Origin of the sequence: Hymenobacter endophyticus (assembly GCF_032464715.1) — a bacterium.
In the GTDB taxonomy this organism is placed as follows: Bacteria; Bacteroidota; Bacteroidia; order Cytophagales; family Hymenobacteraceae; genus Hymenobacter; species Hymenobacter endophyticus.
Genome location: NZ_JAWDJT010000003.1, coordinates 208,725 through 232,168, shown reverse-complemented (window position 1 = coordinate 232,168; position 23,444 = coordinate 208,725). Strand labels below are relative to the sequence as shown.

21 protein-coding genes are annotated in these 23,444 nt (G+C 57.9%); 10 read left to right on the top strand and 11 right to left on the bottom strand.

Translation table 11 applies throughout. The features are described 5' to 3' along the window. Positions 1–214 precede the first annotated feature (214 nt). The 9 genes from ROI90_RS07410 to ROI90_RS07370 all read right to left on the bottom strand — a co-directional run bounded on the left by ROI90_RS07410 (position 215) and on the right by ROI90_RS07370 (position 8,853). Positions 215–352 carry a hypothetical protein gene (locus ROI90_RS07410; protein ID WP_315997695.1) on the bottom strand — a complete coding sequence of 46 codons (138 nt, stop codon included), beginning with the start codon at positions 350–352 and terminating at the stop codon, positions 215–217. Positions 353–538: 186 nt separating this feature from the next. Continuing rightward, the gene (locus tag ROI90_RS07405) at positions 539–1,366 is read right to left on the bottom strand and encodes a rhomboid family intramembrane serine protease (RefSeq protein ID WP_315997694.1); all 828 of its coding nucleotides are present in this window, start codon (positions 1,364–1,366) and stop codon (positions 539–541) included. 166 nt (positions 1,367–1,532) lie between these two features. Then, on the bottom strand, positions 1,533–2,012 hold the full coding sequence (locus tag ROI90_RS07400; protein ID WP_315997693.1) for a hypothetical protein: 480 nt from the start codon (positions 2,010–2,012) through the stop codon (positions 1,533–1,535). A 113-nt stretch (positions 2,013–2,125) separates the two neighbouring features. Continuing rightward, the gene (locus ROI90_RS07395) at positions 2,126–3,151 is read right to left on the bottom strand and encodes an alpha/beta hydrolase (protein ID WP_315997692.1); all 1,026 of its coding nucleotides are present in this window, start codon (positions 3,149–3,151) and stop codon (positions 2,126–2,128) included. Between the two features lie 88 nt (positions 3,152–3,239). After that, the gene (locus ROI90_RS07390) at positions 3,240–3,779 is read right to left on the bottom strand and encodes a hypothetical protein (RefSeq protein ID WP_315997691.1); all 540 of its coding nucleotides are present in this window, start codon (positions 3,777–3,779) and stop codon (positions 3,240–3,242) included. A 238-nt stretch (positions 3,780–4,017) separates the two neighbouring features. Next, positions 4,018–5,124: an OmpA family protein gene (locus ROI90_RS07385; protein WP_315997690.1), complete on the bottom strand. Its 1,107-nt coding sequence runs from the start codon at positions 5,122–5,124 to the stop codon at positions 4,018–4,020. Between the two features lie 155 nt (positions 5,125–5,279). After that, complete coding sequence (locus ROI90_RS07380; RefSeq protein ID WP_315997689.1) at positions 5,280–7,088, bottom strand: peptidoglycan D,D-transpeptidase FtsI family protein; 1,809 nt, start codon at positions 7,086–7,088, stop codon at positions 5,280–5,282. A gap of 166 nt (positions 7,089–7,254) precedes the next feature. Continuing rightward, on the bottom strand, positions 7,255–7,950 hold the full coding sequence (locus tag ROI90_RS07375) for a hypothetical protein (protein ID WP_315997688.1): 696 nt from the start codon (positions 7,948–7,950) through the stop codon (positions 7,255–7,257). 126 nt (positions 7,951–8,076) lie between these two features. Further along, on the bottom strand, positions 8,077–8,853 hold the full coding sequence (locus ROI90_RS07370) for an MBL fold metallo-hydrolase (RefSeq protein WP_315997687.1): 777 nt from the start codon (positions 8,851–8,853) through the stop codon (positions 8,077–8,079). A gap of 609 nt (positions 8,854–9,462) precedes the next feature. Here ROI90_RS07370 and ROI90_RS07365 point away from each other — a divergent pair. Further along, positions 9,463–10,233 (top strand): hypothetical protein, encoded by a 771-nt coding sequence (locus tag ROI90_RS07365; RefSeq protein WP_315997686.1) that lies wholly within the window; start codon positions 9,463–9,465, stop codon positions 10,231–10,233. A gap of 38 nt (positions 10,234–10,271) precedes the next feature. Here ROI90_RS07365 and ROI90_RS07360 read toward each other — a convergent pair whose 3' ends face one another. Then, the gene (locus ROI90_RS07360; RefSeq protein WP_315997685.1) at positions 10,272–13,760 is read right to left on the bottom strand and encodes a methylmalonyl-CoA mutase family protein; all 3,489 of its coding nucleotides are present in this window, start codon (positions 13,758–13,760) and stop codon (positions 10,272–10,274) included. A 195-nt stretch (positions 13,761–13,955) separates the two neighbouring features. On the opposite strand from ROI90_RS07360, the gene ROI90_RS07355 reads away from it, so the two are divergent. After that, positions 13,956–14,636, top strand: coding sequence for a hypothetical protein (locus ROI90_RS07355; protein ID WP_315997684.1), 681 nt, complete (start codon positions 13,956–13,958; stop codon positions 14,634–14,636). A gap of 40 nt (positions 14,637–14,676) precedes the next feature. Here the strand turns inward: ROI90_RS07355 and ROI90_RS07350 are convergent, their stop codons facing one another. Then, positions 14,677–15,543 carry a carboxypeptidase-like regulatory domain-containing protein gene (locus ROI90_RS07350; RefSeq protein WP_315997683.1) on the bottom strand — a complete coding sequence of 289 codons (867 nt, stop codon included), beginning with the start codon at positions 15,541–15,543 and terminating at the stop codon, positions 14,677–14,679. Positions 15,544–15,917: 374 nt separating this feature from the next. Here ROI90_RS07350 and lepA point away from each other — a divergent pair, with 374 nt between their 5' ends. The 8 genes from lepA to ROI90_RS07310 all read left to right on the top strand — a co-directional run bounded on the left by lepA (position 15,918) and on the right by ROI90_RS07310 (position 23,358). Continuing rightward, entirely contained in the window at positions 15,918–17,705 is a 1,788-nt protein-coding gene (gene lepA / locus ROI90_RS07345; RefSeq protein WP_315997682.1) for a translation elongation factor 4, read from the top strand. Positions 17,706–17,818: 113 nt separating this feature from the next. Further along, positions 17,819–18,010, top strand: coding sequence for a hypothetical protein (locus ROI90_RS07340; RefSeq protein ID WP_315997681.1), 192 nt, complete (start codon positions 17,819–17,821; stop codon positions 18,008–18,010). A 10-nt stretch (positions 18,011–18,020) separates the two neighbouring features. Next, positions 18,021–18,926: a bifunctional 5,10-methylenetetrahydrofolate dehydrogenase/5,10-methenyltetrahydrofolate cyclohydrolase gene (locus ROI90_RS07335; RefSeq protein WP_315997680.1), complete on the top strand. Its 906-nt coding sequence runs from the start codon at positions 18,021–18,023 to the stop codon at positions 18,924–18,926. Between the two features lie 294 nt (positions 18,927–19,220). Continuing rightward, on the top strand, positions 19,221–19,802 hold the full coding sequence (locus ROI90_RS07330) for a 7-carboxy-7-deazaguanine synthase QueE (RefSeq protein ID WP_315997834.1): 582 nt from the start codon (positions 19,221–19,223) through the stop codon (positions 19,800–19,802). A gap of 17 nt (positions 19,803–19,819) precedes the next feature. Then, positions 19,820–21,769: an OmpA family protein gene (locus ROI90_RS07325; RefSeq protein WP_315997679.1), complete on the top strand. Its 1,950-nt coding sequence runs from the start codon at positions 19,820–19,822 to the stop codon at positions 21,767–21,769. 311 nt (positions 21,770–22,080) lie between these two features. Then, positions 22,081–22,440, top strand: a complete 360-nt coding sequence (locus ROI90_RS07320) for a hypothetical protein (RefSeq protein ID WP_315997678.1) — start codon at positions 22,081–22,083, stop codon at positions 22,438–22,440. Positions 22,441–22,478: 38 nt separating this feature from the next. Then, positions 22,479–22,847, top strand: a complete 369-nt coding sequence (locus ROI90_RS07315; protein ID WP_315997677.1) for a hypothetical protein — start codon at positions 22,479–22,481, stop codon at positions 22,845–22,847. Between the two features lie 145 nt (positions 22,848–22,992). Beyond that, the gene (locus ROI90_RS07310) at positions 22,993–23,358 is read left to right on the top strand and encodes a hypothetical protein (protein WP_315997676.1); all 366 of its coding nucleotides are present in this window, start codon (positions 22,993–22,995) and stop codon (positions 23,356–23,358) included. Positions 23,359–23,444: the final 86 nt, after the last annotated feature.

Here is a 23,444-nt window from a genome sequence, read left to right as displayed (position 1 = left end):
TCAGCCGCGCCAAGCCGGGCAGTGATGGGAGAGATAAAGCGGCCCACCGCGGGCCACCCTAGCAGTGAAGTACCGAAAACCGCCGCGAATGGATATGGTTTTTTTCACCTCGCCCCGGTAATGCCCTGATTTTGAACCTCAGTTTGTGCGGGCCCGAAAACACAACACCCCGCCGGTAGGGCAGGGTGCAGATGAAAACCAGATAGCAGGCTGCCTAGCAGAAGTGCAGTTCTTCCTCGTCGCGCAGATCAAAAAACAGGTTCAGGTCGCGTACGTGAGCGGCCAGGAAGCTCAACGAGCCCAAGCCCCCCAAAACCAGCAGCGAAGAAACGGCGGCAGTGCGCTTTTTCATAGGAAGTAGTCTGTATGGTGGTGCAAATCAGTTTGTTGGTTGCAAAGATACTACGCAAGAGCTAAGAAATTGTTATGCAAGCATCATTTATTTGAGTTGCTTCAGTGAAACGGAGCTAACAACTGTTCGGGACGGGATGCCGGGTGTTCTCCTGGTTTTCGTTAGGCGCATGGCGGCTCCGGCAGGTTAGCGGGAAAGCTCATCCAGTTGCTGTTTCTCCCGCTTGCTGAGGCTTTCCAGGCCCGTGAGGCTGATTTTTTCCAGCAACTCGTCCAGGGCTCCTTCTTCCTGCTGTTTGCGGGCGTGGTACCGGTCGTCGGTGGTTTGGTACTGAGGAGCGGCGGCAAACAGGTTGCCCACGCGGCGGCCAGCCGGCCGGCTGACCAGCAGGTAGAGGAACACGGCGGCCGGTACCACAATTGCCAGAATAGGTAGGTAGTTCACCCGCAGAATTTCGGGCACAAGGAATACGGCCGTTGCCAGGCCTACCAGACCGCCGCCCAAATGGGCATCGTGACCAATGTTGCTGTGGCGAGTAACGATGCCGTAGGCCGACACGATGACGTACAAGGCCCCGTACAGCCAGCCCGGCAGGTACAGGCCGAACAAGCCTACCTCAATGCCCGGAAACAAGGCAATACTGGCGAAAATAAGTCCGCTAATGGCCCCCGATGCCCCGGCCGCCGTGTAGCGGGGCTCATGCCGGTGCAGCCCCAAGGAAAACAGATTGCCCCCTACCAGGCTGCCAAAATACAGCAGCAGAAAATTCTGCATACCCACCACCGCTTCCAGCGCGCCGCCAAAGCACCATAGCGTAAGCATGTTGAACCCCAAGTGCCACCAGCCTACGTGCAAAAAGCCCGACGACAGCAGCCGCTGATACTGCCGCCCGTGCCGGATGGGGCCCACCTCAAAAGCGTACCGGTCGAAATACGCAGCATCCTGCATGCCCCGGTACGAAACCAATCCCGTCGCCACTACCAAGCCCAGGCCAATAATGCCTAAGTCATCCATACAAGTATTACTAGAAATATGCGTTGAACCAGCCCCAGCAGCATTCCAGGGCAAGAAACAGGGAAAGTAACCGGATTTACTAGCCGGATTGCGCGTTGCGGTATTGCCTCGCCACTTTATCAACATCGGCCCGGAGGAAACCAGGCAAATGCGGAAATTGTAAGAACTACTTTTTCAGAACCAGCTCGGCTTTCCGGAGCTGGAGGGTGGGGTTGGGGGCAGCTATCAGGCGGGCTTTGAAGGTATAGTCGGCGTTTTCCTGGATAGTAAGCTCCGTGTTTTTGCCGCTGAAGCTCCAGCTGATGCTGCCGTTCACATCGGTTTTTACCTCATTCATACTCACGTTTTTCTGGGTGGGGTCGAGCTCCAGCTGGTGGAAGGGTCGCCCGTTTTTGAGCACTACCACCTGAAACCGGAGCGGGGCCTCGCCCTGATACTCCATGTCCATCTCCGACCAGATGGCCACCTTATCATTCTTCTGCAGTTTCACGGTAGCTTCCTTCGCTACCTCCTGTTGCGGGGTGCTGATCTGGTTAACCGGTAGGCGGGCTATTTCCTTGCCGAGCAGCGCATCACAGGCTCCCAGCGGAGCAGTCAGCAGGAGGGTGGCCAGCAGCAGGCGGCTAGTGCGAATGGTAGAAAGCATACGGAGGGGTAAGTGGTTAAGCCAGTAAATTGAGGTAAACGAAAAGGTAAAAGGATAGTGCAAGCTGAAGTTGCCAGGGCTACACCTGCGTCAGACGAAGTGTAAATGGTTTGCTATTGCTCGAATACCTTGCGTAGAAAGGCCACAGTGTACTCCAGCGTGGGCGCAAACCAGGGGTTGAACAGCGGAAACGGATGGGGAGCCTCCGGGAAAGTGTGCTCTTCGGAGTAGATGCCTAAGGCCGTAAGCTGGCGGCGCGCATCGTCGCGGCCGGCGTGCATGCGGGCCACACCACTGTTGATGAACAGCATAGGCGGCGTGCCGGGCCCCAGGTGGCTGAGGGCCGAAGCCTGCTGCCATAACTCGGGCCGGGCGAGCTTGCTGCTGCCCAGCCACTGGGTAGCAGCCGAAAGCCCTTTGCTGTCGTCGCCTTCCCCCGATTCGGGGTGGATAAAGGCCAGAATTCCGTCTACGTCCACAATGGCCTGCACCTGGCTGGAGTGGCTGCGGAAGCAGGGGCCGGTTTCATAAAGTGAATTGCCATTGGTGGTGCCCACGAGGGCGGCCAGCTGTCCACCCGCCGAAAACCCCCATACGGCCACCCGGGTGGTATCGAGGCGGTAGGAGGGGGCGTGGGCGCGCAGCCAGCGCAGGGCGGCTTTCAGGTTTTGCACGGCCGCCGGGTAGGGGGCTTCCTGACTGAGCTGGTACTCGGCCGTTGCAGTCACAAACCCCCGGGCTGCCAGCTGCTGGGCCATGGCGTGGTGCTGGCTTTTGTCGCCGGAGCGCCAGCCGCCGCCGTGCACTAGCAGCACGGCCGGGTAGGGTCGCTGCCGCCGTGCCTTGGGGTAAAATACATCCAGCCGTAGCTCCCGCCCTTCCGGCAGCCGGCAGTACGGCACGTTGGTGCGGCTGCGGATGCTGGCGGGTACCGGCGGGCGGGCAATGCTGATGGTAGGGTGCTGCTTGCGGGCCTTAACGTAGGCGCTGTAAGTGGTAAAAGAGGTGTCGCGCGGCACAGCGGGCTGCTGTGCTTGGGCCGGGACTACCGCCAGTAGCAGGCTAACGGCCAGGGGCAGCCAACCCGCCGCCGGCCGCCGGTCCGGCCAGGGAGCTTGTTTGCTTACGGAAAACTTCATCAGCATAGAATCCAAAGGCCCCAATCAAACGGGAGGCTTCCTATGACCATACCTGTTATAGAGTAGCCTCCCATCGGGTTGATGTCGGCTATTTTCGGCGTAAGCCCCGCACGGCCACGAAAATACCTCCCACAAAGAGTAGTGCCGCCACAATCAGCGGGCCGGCACTGGCTCCGAAGGCTGCCCCCACCACCAGAAACGCGCCGGCAATGGTGGCCACCAGTATCCCCAGTATTACCAGCACCGATGAGCCCAGGGAAGAAGCCTGCGTGCGGGCCGTTGATTCGGCGTGGTGACTGGGGAGCAGCTTGCGCACCACAGGGCGCAGGGGGGCCGTGGCGGCAGCGGCGGCAGACGGTAACGAACGGCCACGCGCTACGGGGAGGGAGCGGCCAGCAGCCGGCCGCGTTGGGCGCGCCTGGGAGTGGGATGCGGCCGGCGCGGCGGGCATTGCCGGGGCGGGGGCAACGGAAGCCGGTGCAGAAGCTGAAACCGGGGAACCCGTGTGAGTGGTGGTAACGCCCGAGTGGTGGTAGGCCGGTGACTGGGGCCGCGCGGTGTAAGGAGTACGGCTGCACGAGGCCAGACAGCCTAGGGAGATTAGGGCTGGTACAAGAAAAGAGCGCATGAAAAGAGTAGAGGATTAGGCCAAAGAGAACGGATAGGATGGAGCGTAAGCAAGGTAGGCAAAGCAAACCGGTGCTGCCAACGCAACAAGCCTCGCGGGCCGTTATTTCAGCATTGCTGAAAGGGCCGTTGCGGCACCTTCCGGCGCGCTGGGGTGGTCAGTATTTCCAAGGGGCGGGCGGCGGTAGCAGCTGATGCAGACTGGAACGGGGAAGTTCGTCGTTCAGCCTTAGCCGGGGTTATTCCTCCAGGGCCTGCACTTCTACGCGGCGGTTGCGGGCATCGGGGGAGGCGTAAAGGGGGCGGGCGTCGCCATACCCAACGGTTTGAATGCGCTGCGAAGCCACGCCACTTTTTATCAGGTAGGTTTTCACGGCCTCGGCCCGCTGCTCGCTCAGGACCTGGTTTTTCTGGGGCTCACCTACCTTGTCGGTGTGGCCGGCCACCAGAATGGTAAGTGCGGGATTGGCCTTTAGCTGAGCAGCCAGCTGAGCCAGCGCTGGCAGGCCGTCGGCCAGGAGCTCGGGGGTACCCAGTTTGAACAGCACCGTAGGCAGTACCACCGCTTTGGTAGGAATTACCGGAGCGGCAGTCTGGGGCCTGAGCGTGGGCGGCAAACTAGGCAAGTCATCCGTACGCAGACGCGCCAGCGGGGGCGGGGGCAGGAGCGCAACGGGTAGCGGCTGCGCAACCGGGGTGGCTGCATCTACCCGAATAGTAATTGGCAGGGCGGCGCTTTCGCGGGTGGGGTAATAACCCTGCACGAGGTAGAACGTGGTAGTGGTAGCCAGGCGGGTGCGGTAGGCGTTACCGGTAGCCACGGGCTGCTTCAGCTCGGCATCTGCGTACCAGAGTACGTTGCGGCCCGACACGCGAATGGTAGTTTCGGCGTTGGCCGGCACCGTGGCGGCCGATTTTAGCTTTATCCGGTAGAGTGTAAAGGTGCCATGGTCACAGTCGCCCACGGGGCGATAAGCGGCCCGGCCGGTTAGCTTCTCCTGGGCAGGATCATAAGTGAAGGTAATGGCCCCATCGCACCAGTAGCTGAACAGGGAGCGGCCGGTTTCGGCCAGCTTGCCCTCGTGGGTCAGCTGCAGGCCGCCCCCGGTGCGGGTGGCCCGAACCTGGAAGGTAACACTGACCTGGGGTGCGCCGCCTACCTCCTGATACAACACCCCTAACACCTTGCCCGATTGGCTTTGCTGCACCCGCAGCAGTGTAGGCCAATACCCTTCCCGGTCACCGGTATCCGTTTCTACTCCTTGCCAGCTACCAGATAAGGACTGAGCCTGCGCCGGCCCACCCAGCAGGGCCAGCAGCAGAGCGTAGCAATACATGCGTTTCATCGCGCCTACTAAGTTTGGTCAGCAGAATAGAGTCGGGAAGTCAGGTAGGAGTTGCGTGCGAGGCAGTAGCCCAGCAACGCACACGTTGTGGTTTTGCGCCCCGCGCCGCTACTACGGTTGTCGCCCTGGGGCGCGAACTGCAACAGGTTGGGTTGCTACTGCCGGGCCCGGCTTATGATGCGCTGTTCCCAGCGCTTGCGCTTGGGTGCAATGTAGCCACGCAGGTGCTTTTCCATGACCATTACGGCGCAGGGCGCGGCGGCCGTGGCCCCGAAGCCGCCGTTTTCCAGGTACACGGCCACGGCTATTTTGGGATTATCAGCCGGAGCGAAACCCACGAAAGCGGCGTGGTCGTCGCCCTCATCGTTCTGCACGGTGCCGGTTTTGCCCGCTACCGTAATGCCCACGTCGGCCAGGCTGGAGGCGTCGGCGGTGCCGCCGCGCTGCATCACGGCCACCATGCCGGGCACTAGGGCCGCAAAGTGGGCGCTGTCGATGAGCGTATGGCGCTTCCGGGTGAAGCGGGGCAGTGGACCATTCTTCCCGATGCCGCTTACTAAATGGGGCGGGTAATACCAACCCCGGTTGGCAATAATGGCCGCCATGTTGGCCATTTGCAGCCCCGTTAGGTTGATTTCGCCCTGGCCGATGCTGAGGGAGTAGATGGAGCGGTAGGTCCAGTTGCGGGTGCGGCGGGCCTTGTCGTAGTAAGCGGGGGTGGGCAGAAAGCCGGGGGCTTCGCGGGGCAGATCAATACCCAACACCGAGTCGAGGCCGAATGAGCGGACGTAGCGCCGCCACTGGGCCAGGTTGGCATGGCGGGCCGCAACGGTATCCTGCACCAGGGAGTCGGGCACGCAGTCGATAAGGCTCTGCATCACCTGGTAGAAGTAGGGGTTGCAGCTATACTTGAGGCCCAGCGTGAGACTGCGGCCCGGCGGATGGTGGTGCACGCAGCTCACCAGGCTCTGGTCGCAGCGGAAGCTGGAGGCGGGGCTGATGGCGTGCATCTGCAGGGCCACGGCGGCATTTACCAGCTTGAACACTGAGCCGGGCGGGTTGGCCAGCATGGCGGGGCGGTTAAGTAGGGGTATATCCTCATGCTCCAGCAGCTCGGCCCGGAGCCCGGCCTGGTCGGGCGCAGTAATGGTGGCGGCCGGGTATACCGGCCCCGATACGTACGCCAGAATTTCGCCGGTGCGCGGGTCGAGGGCCACGAGGTAGCCACGTCGGCCCCCCAGCAGCTTTTCGGCGTAGGCCTGCAGCTTCACGTCCAGCGTGAGCCGCAAATCCTGACCCTGCTGGAAGGCCGTGTCCTTGGCCCAGGAGCCGTGGGTGTTGCCCTGAGCATCTACCAGCGGGTGCAGGTAGCCCCGGTGGCCTTTCAGCAAACCGTTATAGTAGCTTTCCACGCCCCCGTTGCGCAGACGGTAGAAACGGCCGCGTCGGTAGCGTTGGGCCTGGCGGTAGAACGCCTGGGCCTCGGCGCTGAGGTAGCCCAACACCGGCGCAGCGGCCGGAGTAGTGTATAGGCGTCGTTTCTGCTGGATTAGCGCCAATTGCGGCCAGGCGGCACTATCCTGGCGCACCCGCTGTACTTCGGCCGCGGTGAGGCGCAGCTGCACCGGGTATGCGCGCGTGCCAGGATAGGGCAGGGCTTCCTGAATGCGGCGGCGCACGGTAGTAGAGTCCCAGCCCAGGAGCGCGCCCAACTTCAGAGTATCGAGCTGGCGGGGCAGCTTTAACAGGTATTGCATGCGCGTATCCACCAGCACTGAGTCGTGCCGGTCAAGAATACGGCCGCGCTGGGGAACTTCGGGCAGAGCTACCCGGCGGGCGGTGTAGCGCACCCGCACATCCTCGTTGTGAGTGGGCGTGGTGGGCTGGTCGGGCGAGGAGCAGGCGGCCAGCCCAGCCAGCAGTGCCAGCAGGCCCACCCGCCACCTGATAGGAGCAGTGCGCATGGGGTAAAGCTAACCAATTGCCGGGGGTGGTGCCGGGGCTTTTCGCTGAGTGGGGCCTGGGGCTGGCTAAACCGGTAGCCCCGGCCAAAAAGCGGAAGTTACCGGTTTGCCGCGCTGGGAGCAGCAGAGGCGTGGCAAATCAGAAAGTGGTTTTGGCAAAAGGCCATTACTGGATCTGGACGAGGGTGAGCGTGCCGCCGTTGGTCTGGACATTGCTCGCACTGGTGTAGTTAATGAACTTCACTGTGATAATATCGCCCGCAGTGAGCGTGTAGAGCCCTTCTTCGCTCACCGAGGGTAGGGAGCCTTGAGGCCCGAACAGAAAGTTGATTCGCCCGATGGCAGTGCTGTTCTTATAGGCCTGCACCGAGAATTGCGCGCCGTTAGAGATGAAGATGCTCGTATTATAGAAAATACGGTACAGCCCCGGCGTGACAATAGTAATCTGGTCGGTGTTGATATTAGACGTGAGCCCCGACGACTCAAAGGCCGCCGTAAGGTTGAGGTTAGTGGGAGTGTTGTTGGGGGGCAAGGGCTGGTTGATGATGCTGGCAAAGTGCCCATATACCGGCTGGGCCCGGGCTGACAGCAGCTGCCAGAACGGGGCGGTGGAAGTGCCGTTGTTGCAATACAGGCCGGCCGTGCCGTTGGTCTGGTAGACGATGAGGCCGGTGGCGGGTGTGGCAATGGCCCCACGCTCGGCCTGAGTCATGCGCGGGGGCAGCAGTCCTTTAGTCGTGGAGCTGACGTCGAGGATAGCGCTTGCATCGGGCGTGGTGGGGGTTGCACTGATCGAGACCTGGGCACGGGCGGCGCAAGATAGGGCACTGATGGCCAGCACAACGAGGAAAGCTTTTTTCATAGCCGGCAATATTAGAAAAAGGATATCATAACCAGCTGGGTGAGCTTGGCTGTGCTCGGTTACTAGAACGCAGAACGTCCTGCTAAGCGCGGGGCTCGGCAGGACGTTCTGCGTAGTTGGGTTGCCTTACTGGGCCGCTGGGTACCAGTTGCGCAGGCGCACGTCGATTTTCTTGTCAGCCTGATTCACGGTTTTCTTGAAGCTCGCCACGTCGCTCAGGCCGTTCTGGCCCCGGTAGTGATACGGATACACGATGCCGGGCTTGAAGGCCAGTACGCCCTGCGCGGCCTGCTGCACGTCCATGGTGTAGGGCAGGTTCATGCACACGAAGGCCACATCGATGCCTTTGAGGGCGCGCATTTCGGCAATGTCCTCGGTGTCGCCGGAGAGGTACACGTTCTTGCCGCCCAGGTTCAGCACGTAGCCGTTGCCCCGGCCTTTGGTGTGCGGCGCGTCGGGGGCTTCGGGCAGGTTGTACATCGGAATGGCCGAAACCGTCATACCCAGCGTATCGAGCTTCTGCCCGTTGCCCAGCACGCGGACCTGGGCTTTGTACTCGGCGGGCAGCTTATCGGCCACGGCCTGGGGCACAACCATCAGAGCCTTGCCCACGGAAAGACCCGCCAGCGTCTTGGGGTCCAGGTGGTCGCCATGAATGTCGGTGATGAGGATAACATCGGGGGCGGCCAAGCCGGCGTAGGCGGCGGCTCCGCCGTAGGGGTCCACGTAAATAGTCTTGCCGTTCCAGGTAAACACCACGCTGCCGTGGGTGATGGGCTGCACCGTGAGCGGGCCTTTCTTGGTGGCAATCTGGTCGGCCGCCGCGCGGGGGGCGGGGGCGGTCTGGGCCTGCGCCTGGGCGGTAAACGCCAGGGCCGCCGCGAGGATAAGGGGGAATTTCATGGGGAGTGCTTGTTGATAGGTAGAAGGGAGTACGTTGCTAACCCAGGGCGGGGGTGAAAGTTCTGGGTGAGCGTTTGCAGACGGTAGGTGGCGGCGCAGTCGCTCGGCTGTGCCGAGTGATACGTACGCGTGAGCAGCTCTGCTGCGAATTGGCTGACGCGGCCAGAACAAGCCAACGGCGCGGGACGCTCGGGTCAGAGCCCCTCCGGCATACGTGTCACTCGGCACAGCCGAGCGACTGCCCGGGCGTTGTAACCAGTTAAACCAACACCGCGCCGCCCGGACGATTCCAGGCGGCGCAATACCGCCGCCGCCGCCGAAACCCAGCAAACCACCCGTGACTTCGGCCGCATCAGCTTCGTGAAGTTTCAGGGAGTATAAGCAGTAGAGTAGGCAAAAAAACCGCGCCGCCCGGACGATTCCTGGCGGCGCGGTTTGTATTTGCTGCGTTGCGATAGTGGAGGTGCAACCTGCACTTTATGTCTGATCACGAGTTACGGCTGCGCCTAAACTCGCGCCAGTTAAGCTTTGTTAGTTGTGATTTCAATTATGTTCTGTAATTTGTCTCTAGATTAGAGTAGAGCATACACGAACTATCAACTGCCGTTCATGAAATCTGTTAAGTTAAAATATTTGCTCATTAGGCATGCTTCTGGTGTGAATAATAGTAAGATTTTGGATGTAAAATCTGAAGAAGATAAATTGCAAGCGTACGTGGATGCAAAAGGAATAGAAAAACTTCATGCAATGATTAAAATCAAAGATTTTGAGATAAGGGCATTTGTGATAAATATTGAAAATAAAGTACTATGTGTGCCGGAGCCCCACCCTGTCGTTCTCTACTACGCAAGTGCATGTAGCTTGTCTGATGGTGTCAGTAAACTTAGATTAGATACTATTTCTGAATGTATTAAATGGCTTGGAGATGTGCATAAACAACTTCAAAGTTTTTCTAATTTTTATGTGTCTTTTACATCGTTTTTGACTCATTTATATAATTCTGTTGAATCATTCATGAACTATATAATTCCAAAAGATTATGTTGATAGCATTGAGATAAAAGTCAAAGGTGTAAGAAAATTTCCTGATAGAGAAGATATACAGAGGTGGGTTAAGTTTAAAGATAAGTTTGATAGAATACTGCCTTCTATTCATGGAAGGAAATTTGACTCTTATGCAAAAGAAATTAAATTAATATATGAATTGAAAGAACTTAGAGATTCCATAATGCATACTAAATTCGATATAGATAGTCCTGCTACCCCTTATAGTCCATTGTTCAGGGCTGCCCTCAATTTTGAATTTGTAGCTGCGCTTGAAGCCGTTGAAATATTTATAAATCACTTTGAGCCAGGTTTAATAGAATATGTAGAATCATAAAGAAGGCGCAGTGCCATCACTGCGCCTTCTTTATGATTCTACATATTCCGGCGGTACTGCCCGCCGACCTCGAACAGCGCATTCGTAATCTGCCCCAATGAGCAGAACTTGGCGGTTTCCATGAGGGCCTCGAAGAGGTTGCCGTTGGCCACGGCCACCTGCTGCAGCTGCTTCAGGCGCTGCTCGGTGGAGGCGTGGTTGCGGGCGTGCAGGGCTTGCAGCATCGTAATCTGGTACTGCTTTTCCTCCTCCGTGGCGCGGATAACCTCGGCGGGTACCACCGTGGGCGAGCCGGATGAGGAGAGGAAGGTGTTCACCCCGATGATGGGATACTCGCCCGTGTGCTTGAGCATCTCGTAGTGCATGCTTTCCTCCTGAATCTTACCGCGCTGGTACATGGTTTCCATGGCCCCCAGCACGCCGCCGCGCTCCGTAATCCGGTCGAATTCGGTGAGTACGGCCTCTTCCACCAGGTCGGTCAGCTCCTCGATGATGAAGGAGCCTTGCAGCGGGTTCTCGTTTTTGGCCAGGCCCAGCTCCCGGTTGATGATGAGCTGGATGGCCATGGCCCGGCGCACCGAGGCCTCGGTGGGCGTGGTAATGGCCTCGTCGTAAGCGTTGGTGTGCAGGGAGTTGCAGTTGTCGTAGATGGCGTAGAGGGCCTGTAGCGTCGTGCGGATATCGTTGAAGTCGATTTCCTGGGCGTGCAGGCTCCGGCCGCTGGTCTGGATGTGGTACTTCAGCATCTGCGAGCGGGCGTCGGCACCGTACTTCAGCTTCATAGCCTTGGCCCAGATGCGGCGCGCCACGCGGCCAATTACGGCGTACTCGGGGTCGATGCCGTTGGAGAAGAAGAACGAGAGGTTGGGAGCGAAGTCGTTCACGTTCATGCCCCGGCTCACATAGTACTCCACAAACGTGAAGCCGTTGCTGAGGGTGAGGGCCAGCTGGGTAATCGGGTTGGCCCCGGCCTCGGCAATGTGGTAGCCCGAAATGGAGACGGAGTAGAAGTTCCGCACCTTGTTGGTGATGAAGTACTGCTGCACGTCGCCCATCAGGCGCAGGCTGAACTCGGTAGAGAAGATGCAGGTGTTCTGCGCCTGGTCTTCCTTCAGGATATCGGCCTGCACGGTGCCGCGCACCTGGCTCAGGGTGCGGGTTTTGATGGTGTGGTACACGTCCTGGGGCAGCACCTGGTCGCCGGTTACGCCGAGCAGCAGCAGGCCCAGGCCGTCGTTGCCCTGGGGCAGTTCGCCCTGGTAGCGGGGGCGAGGCTGGCCCAACTCCTGATAGATGGCGTCAATCTTCTGATTAACCTCCTCTTCCAGCCCGTTTTCCTTGATGTACAGCTCGCACTGCTGATCAATGGCCGCATTCATGAAGAAGGCGGCAATGGTGGCGGCGGGGCCGTTGATGGTCATCGATACCGAGGTCATCGGGTCGGCCAGGTTGAAGCCGGAGTAGAGCTTCTTGGCGTCGTCGAGGCTGCACACGCTCACGCCCGAGTTGCCGATTTTGCCGTAGATGTCGGGCCGGTGGTCAGGGTCCTCGCCGTAGAGCGTCACCGAGTCGAAGGCCGTGCTCAGACGTTTGGCGGGCAGGCCCATGCTCACGTAGTGGAAGCGGCGGTTGGTGCGCTCGGGGCCACCTTCGCCGGCAAACATGCGGGTGGGGTCTTCGCCCTCGCGCTTGAAGGGGAACACGCCGGCCGTGTAGGGGAACTCGCCGGGCACGTTTTCCTGGAGCTGCCACTTCAGCAAATCACCCCAGGCGGTGTAGCGCGGCAGGGAAATCTTGGGAATCTGCTGGTGCGAGAGGCTGGTGGTGTGCGTCTGGATGCGGAGCTCCTTGTCGCGCACCTTGAAGATGAACTCGGGGGCTTTGTAGGCGGCTACCTTCTGCGGCCAGGCCTCCAGGAGCTTCCAATTTTGCCCGTCCAGACGGAGCTTGATTTCCTGGAAGGTGCTCTCCAGGCCGGCCACGAGGCTTCCTGCTCCGGGTGCGTGGCTGCCGTTCCCGCTGCCAGGTCCGTTAGCGGCGGCGTCTCCGAGACTTTCGACGGCTCCGACGGCTTGTCGGATTCCATAGAGCTGCTGAGCAACGTCAGCTTGTTTTTGAACCCATTGATCATACTGGCGGTTGGTTTCGGCAATTTCAGACAAATACCGCGTGCGGTGCGGCGGAATGATGTAAATCTTCTCCGAATCCTCCTGGGAGGTTTCGAGGTGGGAGGCGAAAGGCACGCCCGTTTTGGCTTCTACGGTAGCCAGCACGGCGCGGTAGAGGCGGTTCATGCCCGGGTCGTTGAACTGCGAGGCAATGGTGCCAAACACGGGCATCGAATCCAGGGGCTTATCCCAGTGGCCGTGGTTGCGCTGGTACTGCTTGCGCACGTCGCGCAGCGCGTCCAGGGCCCCGCGCTTATCGAACTTGTTGAGGGCAATGACGTCGGCGAAATCGAGCATGTCGATTTTCTCCAATTGGGTAGCCGCCCCGTACTCGGGCGTCATCACGTAGAGGCTGGTATCGGAGTGCTCAATGATTTCGGTGTCGCTCTGCCCGATGCCGGAGGTTTCGAGGATGATCAGGTCGAAGCCAGCGGCTTTTACCACGTCCACGGCGTCCTGCACGTACTTGCTCAGGGCCAGGTTGCTCTGGCGGGTAGCCAGGCTGCGCATGTACACCCGGGGCGAGTTGATGGCGTTCATCCGGATTCGGTCGCCCAACAGGGCCCCGCCGGTTTTGCGCTTGCTGGGGTCAACGGAAATGATGGCAATGGTCTTCTCGGGGAAGTCCAGCAGAAAGCGCCGCACCAACTCATCTACGAGGGAGGATTTACCCGCGCCGCCGGTGCCGGTGATACCTAATATTGGAGTGGTGTGAGGGTGTGAGGGTGTGAGGGTAGGAGTTTGGGAGTTATTCGTCTCCGCGCCGTTTTCGCTCTGCTGGAAGTCAGCCACCAACTGGCTTTTTACCCGCTCAAACTCCTCGGGGAAGTTTTCGGCGGCCGAAATCAGGCGGCCGATGCTGCGGGCGTCTTTGTCTTTGACGTGCTTGACCTCGCCGTTGAGGTGCTGGCCGGTGGGGAAGTCCGACTGCTGGAGCAGGTCGTTGATCATGCCCTGCAGGCCGAGGGCGCGGCCGTCGTCGGGGGAGTAGATGCGGGTGATGCCGTAGCCCTGCAGCTCGGCAATTTCGGTGGGCAGAATGACGCCGCCGCCGCCGCCGAAGATTTTGACGTGACCCGCGCCGCGCTCCTGCAGCAGGTCATACATGTACTTGAAATACTCGTTGTGGCCGCCCTGGTAGGAGGTAATGGCAATGGCCTGGGCATCTTCCTGAATGGCGCAGTCCACGATTTCCTGCACCGAGCGGTTGTGGCCGAGGTGGATTACTTCGGCCCCGCTGCTCTGAATAATGCGGCGCATGATATTAATGGCAGCGTCGTGCCCATCAAACAGGGCAGCCGCCGTGACGATGCGGACGTGGTTCTGAGGCTTATAGGGAGCTACGGGAGCTGGGTGCATACGCGCAGGGCAATGTGGGTGGAATTGGAGGGGTGAAGGTACAAAAAAAGCCCCGTCGGGGCAGCGCGGGGCTTTGGTAGAGGCGCGTTGCCATTATCTTTGAGACAACTAGCAAATACGTTTCTAATGTCTATACGAACGGTACTTATCGGGGTGATTGTATTAGCAGCCAGTGTGTGGTTATACGCCAGATTTATGCCGGCTTTCAAAGACGGGCCGATAAAAACAGAAGCAGACCTGCGCCAAGGATTATACAATGAACCTAAGAGTACCTACTATAAACGGGAGGCGGAGCTGCGCACCAGTCGCAACGAGCTGCTCGACATTAGTTCGGGGGTAGCCATTACAGGTCTTACCCTGCTGCTCTTTGCCCTTAGAAAGCGGATACATACAGTTGCGCACGTGATGCAACTTCGCACCTTGTGCAAGCCTCAAGTCTTTATTTGGTTTAACGTTGGCTGGATAGTTCTGTTTGGCGCTTTGCACTGGTACTACTTGTATCGAGGTGCGCGGGGTGATTATCCGCCTTTCGCTGATTCTATTGCTATACCTCTGTATTATGGACAGGCTGCTCTTCTTGTTTGCTGGCCTGTACTCAATATGCTGTTACTACTGGCAATCTGGCCGGCGAAAATGGGCGGCTATCTGTTTGTGAAACCACTCATCTATACGTGGTGGGTACTGTTGATAGAGGTTTTTCATGGTATCTGGCTAGTTCTGGCGGCCCTTTACTTACTCATCTCAATAATTGATGGTGACCATCTGACGGTTCCAGTAATTATGTTGTTCTTATACCTATTGCTGGTACTAAGAGCTGGGCACGTAGAGGCTATTAACGCAAGAATTAACAAATCGAGGCTATCCGAGGAACATTGACAAGAATGGCTGTGGTATATGTTGCAGTAGCTTGGGTGAACTATTTCTTTTCCACTTCTTCCAGCACCGAGAAGTATAGACTGGGCTGCATGGCGCTGATTGTCCAGATGGCCTGGCTGTTCTCGCGCTCCACCATCTGGTGCTTGTTCTGGCGCGTTACCGGGATGGAAAAGTACTTGTCCCAGGGCTCGGTTTTCTCGCTTTGCAGCCACTGAATAGTGGCCACCACTGGCTGGGCTTCCAGCTTGATGCCGTAACTGCTCAGGTCCACGTTCACCCAGCCGCGCTGTTTGTCAGTGCAGGTCAGTTGCACATCCTGGGAGAGGAGAGCCCGGCCCGGCCGGCCCTGCTCCAGGGTATACAGATTCAGGCGAAACCGAAGCTGCTGGTAGGTGTTGGTGGCCAGGTACACGTGAAAAGCATCCAGGTAGGCCGGGCGTTTGGGGGTGAGTACGGTGCCCAATTCCCAGCCCCACTCATCATCCACGGTTTCCTTGCCGCTGGAGCCGGCCGTCCAGAGTACGTCGCCGGTTGGCTTATTCCGGCCCAGCAGGGCCGGGTGCACCGGTTTTCGTTCCACCACTACATCGGGCAGAGCCTGTTCCTGCGGGGTAAGCACAAAGGCCCGCTGTCCGGCCAGGAGGGCGGCCGGGGCTACGGCCGTGCGCAAAAAGCCTACGCTGGTAATAATGAGCGTATCGGTAGGGGTGCCCGGGAAGCGCAGGGTGTACTGGCCCTGCTCATCGGCCACGGTACCGATGTTGCGGCCCACCACGCCCAGCGTGGCAAACGGCACTGGCTCCCCGGTGCGGGCATTGCGCACCTGGCCTTCCAGAACAAGCGCCTGAGCCAGGAGGGCAGCCGGGGCAATACTTAACAACAGGCTAACAAACAGCCAACGAACCATGGGTGGAGTAGAAACAGTGCGGATAACCATCCGAAGATAGGGCGGTGCCGGGGAAAGTAAGGCGGATTTACCTCGGGTGGCAGGCAAGGTGCGGGCCTAACCCCTTGAAGGGATGGAGGATGGTATTTCCTACTGGCCCATAATTCAATACGTCATTCTGCAATACGGTACAGCAAGTGTACCACAGCTGCCACCACGACGGCCGGACCGTCCCATAAGGGTAGCCCGACCGTTGTAGTGGCAGCTGTGGTAGTTCCCCAATTTACTATTCTACTGTCAGCTACCAACCGGCCGCCTGAACGGGGCTGTAGGGGCGCATATTAGCTTTTATAAGCCCTTTGCCGTACCTTCGCTTCTGGAAAAAACCGCCTCTAGTGAAGAACATCCGCAATTTCTGCATCATCGCCCACATTGACCACGGGAAGAGCACCCTGGCCGACCGCCTCCTGGAATTTACCAGCACCGTGGCCAAGCGCGATATGCAAGCTCAGCTGCTCGATAATATGGATCTGGAGCGGGAGCGGGGCATTACCATCAAAAGCCACGCCATCCAGATGCAGTATCAGTACAAGGGCGAGCAGTACACGCTCAACCTGATTGATACGCCCGGCCACGTCGATTTTAGCTACGAAGTATCCCGTTCCATTGCCGCCTGCGAGGGCGCGCTGCTGATTGTGGACTCCAGCCAGGGTATTGAGGCCCAGACGATTTCCAACCTCTACCTGGCCATTGGCTCCGACCTGACCATCATTCCGGTTCTCAACAAAATCGACCTGCCCCACTCCATGCCGGAGGAGGTGTCGGACGAAATTGTGGACCTCATCGGCTGCGACCGGGACGAAATCATCCATGCTTCCGGTAAGGCCGGTATCGGCATTGAGAACATTCTGAATGCCATCTGTGAGCGGATTCCGGCCCCCCAGGGCGACCCGGCGGCGCCGTTGCAAGCCCTCATTTTCGATTCGGTGTTCAACTCTTACCGGGGCATTGAGGTACTGTTCCGCATCAAGAACGGTACCATGCGTAAGGGCGACAAGCTCCGGTTCATGGCTACCGGCAAGGAGTATGGTGCCGACGAAATTGGTATCCTCGGCCTCAACCAAGAGCCCCGGCAGGAAGTATCGGCCGGCAACGTGGGCTACCTGATTTCGGGCATCAAGGAAGCCCGGGAAGTAAAAGTAGGCGACACCATCACCCACGTAGCCCGGCCCACGGCCGAGGCTATCCAGGGTTTTGAGGATGTGAAGCCCATGGTATTCGCTGGTATTTATCCGGTAGATACCACTGAGTATGAGGAGCTTCGATCCTGTATGGAAAAGCTGCAGTTGAACGACGCCTCCCTGGTGTGGGAGCCCGAAACTTCGGTGGCGCTGGGCTTTGGTTTCCGCTGCGGCTTCCTGGGTATGCTGCACATGGAAATTGTGCAGGAGCGCCTGGAGCGGGAGTTCAACATGACGGTAATTACCACCGTACCCTCGGTGCAGTTCCACGCCACTGGTACCAAAGACCAGCTGCTGACCATCAACGCCCCGAGCGAAATGCCCGAGCCGAACATGATCAAGCACATCGAGGAGCCCTACATTAAAGCCCAGATCATCACGGCAGCCGATTACGTGGGGCCCATTATTACGCTGTGCATGGAAAAGCGCGGCATCATCAAGGGCCAGAGCTACCTCACTTCCGAGCGGGTAGAGTTGTCGTTTGAGCTGCCGCTGTCGGAAATTGTGTTCGACTTCTTTGACAAGCTCAAAACCATCAGCCGCGGCTATGCTTCGCTGGACTATGAGCTGATCGGCTTCCGTGAATCAGACATGGTGAAGCTGGATGTGATGCTGAACGGAGAGAAGGTGGATGCGCTGTCGGCCATTGTGCACCGCAGCAAGAGCTACGACTGGGGCCGCCGCCTCTGCGAAAAGCTCCGGGAGCTACTGCCCCGCCAGCAGTTCGAAATTGCTATTCAGGCCTCCATCGGGCAGAAAATCATTGCCCGTGAAACCGTCAAGGCTCTGCGCAAAAACGTAATTGCCAAGTGCTACGGCGGCGACATTTCGCGCAAGCGGAAGCTGCTGGAAAAGCAGAAAGAGGGTAAGAAGCGGATGCGCCAAGTAGGCTCCGTGGAAATTCCGCAAGAGGCCTTCCTGGCTGTTCTCAAAATCGATTAACGCACTGAAACGCGGCCCCTAAACGGGCCGCGTTTTTTGTTTTATACATCTCTAACTTCTCCAACCTCATACACTTCTTGACACGGCGTGTACTGATAAACTACTTCAAGAACATGTCTGACACCCTTCTCAAGAACTGTACAAGCCAGGAACAGCTGGATAAGATCATCAAAGGACAGGAGCGTAAGTTCCGGTGGCGCGACGATTGGCCCGCCATGGAATCTGCTTTGCAGGCCGCTGGTACTGCCGCCATTGCGGCCCATCAACACCAGCAAACCCCCGAAAAACCTCAGGACTCAGTCTAACTTTTCTACCATGACCACTGCCCCCGACGCCACCACCTACCGCCTCATCGACGGCAAGCAAACCGCCGAGGCTATCAAAGAAGAAATTGCCGCTGAGGTGGCCCAGCGCAAGACCGCCGGCCAGAAGGTGCCGCATTTGGCCGCCATCCTCGTGGGCCATGACGGGGGCTCCGAAACCTACGTGCGCAACAAAGTGCTGGCCTGCGAGCGGGTAGGGTTTGAAAGCACCTTACTTCGTTACGAAGACAGCATCACCGAGGCCGAATTACTGGCCAAAGTGGCCGAGTTGAACGAGGACCCGGAAGTTGATGGCTTCATCGTGCAGCTACCCTTGCCCCGCCACATTGATACCAACAAGGTAATTGAGGCCGTGCGGCCGGAGAAGGACGTGGATGGTTTCCACCCCATGAACATTGGGCGGATGGTGGCCGGCTTGCCCGCCCTGCTACCCGCCACGCCTTCCGGCATTGTGGAGCTGTTGCGCCGCTACGAACTGCCCACCGACGGTAAGCATTGCGTGGTAATTGGCCGAAGTAATATTGTAGGTACGCCGGTTAGTATTCTGCTGGCTAAGAACTTAGAGCCCGGCAACTGCACGGTTACTTTATGCCACTCCCGCACCCAGAACCTGGCCGATATTACTCGCACTGCCGATATCCTGGTGGCGGCCCTGGGCCGGCCGGAGTTCGTAACGGCTGATATGGTGAAGCCTGGGGCCGTGGTAATTGACGTGGGCACCACGCGGGTAGAGGATGCCAGCAAAAAATCGGGGTGGGCGCTGAAAGGTGATGTGCACTTTGCCGAAGTAGCCCCGCTGGCCTCCTACATTACCCCCGTACCGGGTGGCGTTGGGCCCATGACTATTGCCATGTTGCTACTCAATACCTTACGCGCTGCCAAAGGGGAGGTGTACTGAGTTACCAGTTGGCAATTGCTCGTTTTTGAGTTCCAGCAACAAGCAACCGACAACTGATACCGGACAACTCATATCTCATTCCAAAATCCAAGTAAAACCGCCTCAGGCTTTTAGTTTTCGAGGAAGTGTACTACTTTTAAAGTCGGGCCGTTAGGAGAGGAGGTAGCCGTCAAGGCAAAAAACTCCCCCGGTGGCCCGGCTTTCCGTTTTCACGAATACACTGTTTTGCTGCACGAACTACCTGTTACGTCGGCGCCCCCGGCCCAGGGGACGGCGGCCCCCGAACTGCCCGTGATGGAGCAGTTCTACACCATTCAGGGCGAAGGCTTCAACACCGGCCGGGCGGCTTATTTTATCCGCTTGGGTGGCTGTGATGTGGGCTGCGTCTGGTGCGATGTGAAAGAATCCTGGCCCGTAGATGCGCACCCCCGCCAGTCGTTGACGCGCCTGGTTGACGCGGTAACGGAACACCCCGGCCGCAACGTGGTCATCACCGGCGGTGAGCCGCTTATGCATGATTTGGCCCCCCTGACGGCCGCCTTACACCATGCGGGCTGCCAGACCTGGATAGAAACCAGCGGCGCCTACCCTCTAAGTGGTACCTGGGACTGGATTTGCGTGTCGCCGAAAAAGTTTAAAGCTCCACTGCCCTCTGTGCTGGCCGCCGCCCACGAGTTGAAGATTATCATTTTCAACAAGAGCGACTTTGCCTGGGCCGAGCAGCACGCCGCCCTGGTCGGGCCAGCCTGCCGCCTCTACCTGCAGCCTGAATGGAGCAAGGCTCCTGACATGATGCCGTTGCTAGTGGAGTATGTAAAAAACAACCCGCAGTGGCAGGTTTCGTTGCAAACGCACAAGTTTCTCGATATTCCCTAGCGCCCCACTTCTTCCCTATGCGCCGTTCGCTAGTTGTTCCGGTTGTACTGCTTCTTACCGCGGGCGGGTTGCTGCCACTCTCGGCAGTGGCTCAGGCCAAGCTCAGTTCTACCAACACCAAAGCCCGCAACCTGTGGGAGAAAGCCCAAGACCAGGCCAAAAGCCGGGACTTTGAAAAGGCCATCGAAACGCTGAGCCAGCTCAACCAGAAGTTTCCCTCGCTGGGGGAGCCGTACGTGCTGAAAGGGTCCCTGCTGAAAGCTATGGGCGAAAACCAGCAGGCGTTTGAAGCTTACCGCGACGGGCTAACCAAGCTGCCAGTGGATGCCACCCGCTCCAACGACTATTTTACGCTCGGGGAGTTGGCTATGACGTTCGGCGAGTACCAAACGGCCGCTGACAGCTACCGGAAGTACCTGAAAACGGCCGCTAAAACGCAGCGGAATACGCCCCGGGCCCAGCGGCAGTTGCTCAACTGCGACTTTGCTCAGAAGGCTATAGCTGCACCAATTGGGATACAGCCCGCCCCTCTGCCCCAGCCACTCAATACCTTCCGGTTTCAGTACTTCCCGGTGCTTACCGCCGACAGCCGCTTCATGCTGTTCACCGGCCGGCCCACGGCGGAAAGCGGGGAGGATTTATTTGTGAGTCGTCAGAATGCGGATGGCACGATGGGAGAGCCGGTATCTATTTCACCTGCTATCAATACCTCCTATAACGAGGGCGCCGGTGCAATTTCCGGCGACGGCAAAACGCTGGTATTTGCCTCCTGCGACCGGCCCAGCTCGGTGGGCAATTGCGACCTATACATTTCGCGCCGGACCGGCAACGTATGGAGCAAACCCCAGAACCTGGGCCGCAACGTGAACTCGCCGGAGTGGGATTCCCAGCCTTCCCTTTCGGCTGATGGCCGCACCCTGTATTTCACCAGCACCCGCCGTGGCGGCAAGGGCCAGGAGGATATCTACATGACCACTTTGGGAACGGATGGCAACTGGACGCCCGCCCGCAACCTGGGCAGCCCCGTCAATACTTCCGGCAAGGATATGGCCCCGTTCGTGCACGCCAGCGGTAGCACGCTCTATTACGTGACGGATGGCTTGGTGGGTATGGGTGGGCTGGACGTGTACCGCTGCGAGCAGTTGGCCGCCGACAAATGGAGTATTCCGCAAAACCTGGGTTATCCGCTGAACACGTACGAGAACGAGGCGTCTATCTATATCACCTCCGATAACCGCCGCGGGTTGTGCTCCCGCTCCAAGGCCACCGTGGCCGGCGTTAAGCAGGAGCGGGACCGGCCAGTGGAGCTGTTTGGCTTTGAAGTGCCCAAAGAGGTGCGCGCCCGCGAAACCAGCACCTATACCCAGGGCCGCGTGTACGATGCCTTCACTAAGAAGCCCATCAAAGCCGATGTGCAGCTCTACGACCTCAATACCGATGAGTTGGTGCAGTACGTGGGCTCCGATGCCGAAAACGGTGAGTATACGGTGGTCCTGAACGAAGGGCGGCAATATGCCATGTACGCCGCCGCCGACAAGTACTTGATGCGTAGTCTGAGCTTCGACTACAGCGACAAACGCCGCTTCGACCCCCTCACGCTGGATATTTACTTGGAGCCCGTGCGCTCCGGCCGCAGCATTGTACTCAATAATCTGTTTTTTGACAGTAAGGAGTTTGCCCTCAAGCCCAAGTCACGTACGGAGCTAAACCGTTTGGTGGCCTTCATGAAGCAGTACCCTGATGTGCAGGTGGAAATTTCCGGCCATACCGATGATGTGGGCTCCGATGACGACAACCTGGGACTTTCCCAAAACCGGGCGAAGTCAGTGTACACCTACCTGCTGAGTCAGGGAGTAAAGGCTCAGCGCCTGCGTTACAGAGGCTATGGTGAAGCCAAATCTATTCACCCGAACGACACCGATGAGCACCGGCAGCAGAACCGGCGCATCGAGCTACGAATCCTCTGATTTTTTGCTTGGCCTTCGTCTTGTTCGCCCCACTCGCACTGTGCGAGTGGGGCTTTTTTTGGACATTTTCTGCCAGTGTCAAAATATAAGTAATTGTGCTTCAGAATGTTGTAAACACGGTTTGTTAAAAATAAATCAAAAAATTTATATAAAATCTTTGTATTATTAAATTAACTAGATTATGTTTGGTCATTCCCACCTCCCCTACCGGGTAGGAAAGTCCAGCAGAACGAGTTCAATTGGAGCTTGCGAAAGTGGACGGATAGGATGCTTTTCAACTGCTTTAACTGTACACCTCATATTCCTCCACCATGAAAAAAATTACTCTTCTCGTCGCCCTGCTACTTGTTCTGCAGGGCGTAAGCCAAGCCGATGAACGAAGCGAGGGCACCGGCCTGCAGGCCCGGGCTACTGCCCTCACGCGTTCCATTGCCGATAAAGCCCATTTAGATGAGGGGCAGATTGTGCGGGTAAAGCAGCTGAATCTGCGGATGCTCACTGAAATTGAAGAATTGAAAGCCCGTTTTGTTGCCGATCCTACCTTGTTGGATCAACGTCTGGCGCAGGCACAGGCACAATACGAAAACAACCTGACCGCCTTACTTCGGCCCACTCAGCTGGCGCTGTTCCAGCAAAACAGGGCCAACATGACGGCTTTGGGCCAACACTAGCACTTGCTCCTTTTTCCCATCACTCCACTTTTCAACCCATGAAAAAGCTAACGATTCCTTTGCTTCTGGCAGTTCTCACGTTGGCCTCGCACCGGTTGTTGGCCGCGCCCGGCAATGGCAACCGGGATTTGCAGCTCCGCGCATCTGCAATGACGCGCTCCTTGGCCGAGCAGGTTCATCTAAATGAGGGGCAGTACGTGCAGGTGAAAGCCCTGAACCTACGCTTGTTGCAGGAAATGCTTGCCGCCAAGGCTGTGTTCACGCATGATGCTGATTTGCAAAACCGCGCTATTGCGGATGCCCAGCAGCACTATGAGTATCAACTGTCGTCTCTGCTCCAGCCGGCTCAGCTGGCCCTCTACCAGCAGAACCGCGCCAGCCGTACGGCGCTGAACGTAGCGCCCTAACACAAAGCCCCGGTCTATGCAAAGCAGATCGGGGCTTTACGGTAATCCTTTAATTGTCAAGTCTATGTTGGTTTATTGCTAAATACTACTATCTTCAATTACTCGATCCAGTTATATTTTTTCTTCTTTCCATCAAACCACCACCATGAAAAAAGTATTCGCCTCCATTGTATGCCTTGCCTTATTCACCGCTGGTTATATCCAGCCCGCTGCGGCCGGTGACGGAACTACTAAAACGGCTGTCCGGGCAACGGAAATGACCCGGCGTATGGCCGAGCAAACTAAGCTCACTGAAGGACAATATGTGAAGGTTCGGGCCCTAAACATGCGTCTGTTGACTGAAATGGCTGAGTTGCGCCGCCAGCTTTCCAACGACACTACCAAGCTGGATGAAGCTGTGGCTGAAACCCAGCTTCGCTACGAGTGGGACCTGGCCAACATTCTGCGTCCCAAGCAAATGGTAGCGTATGATGAAATGAAATCTAACTTCACTGCTGTCAATATGCGTTGATTTACAGGTGTTTAGTATCTGTATTTTCAAGCATATATAGAACTAAAAAAGGCCCGCTGATGCGGGCCTTTTTTAGTTCTATACCT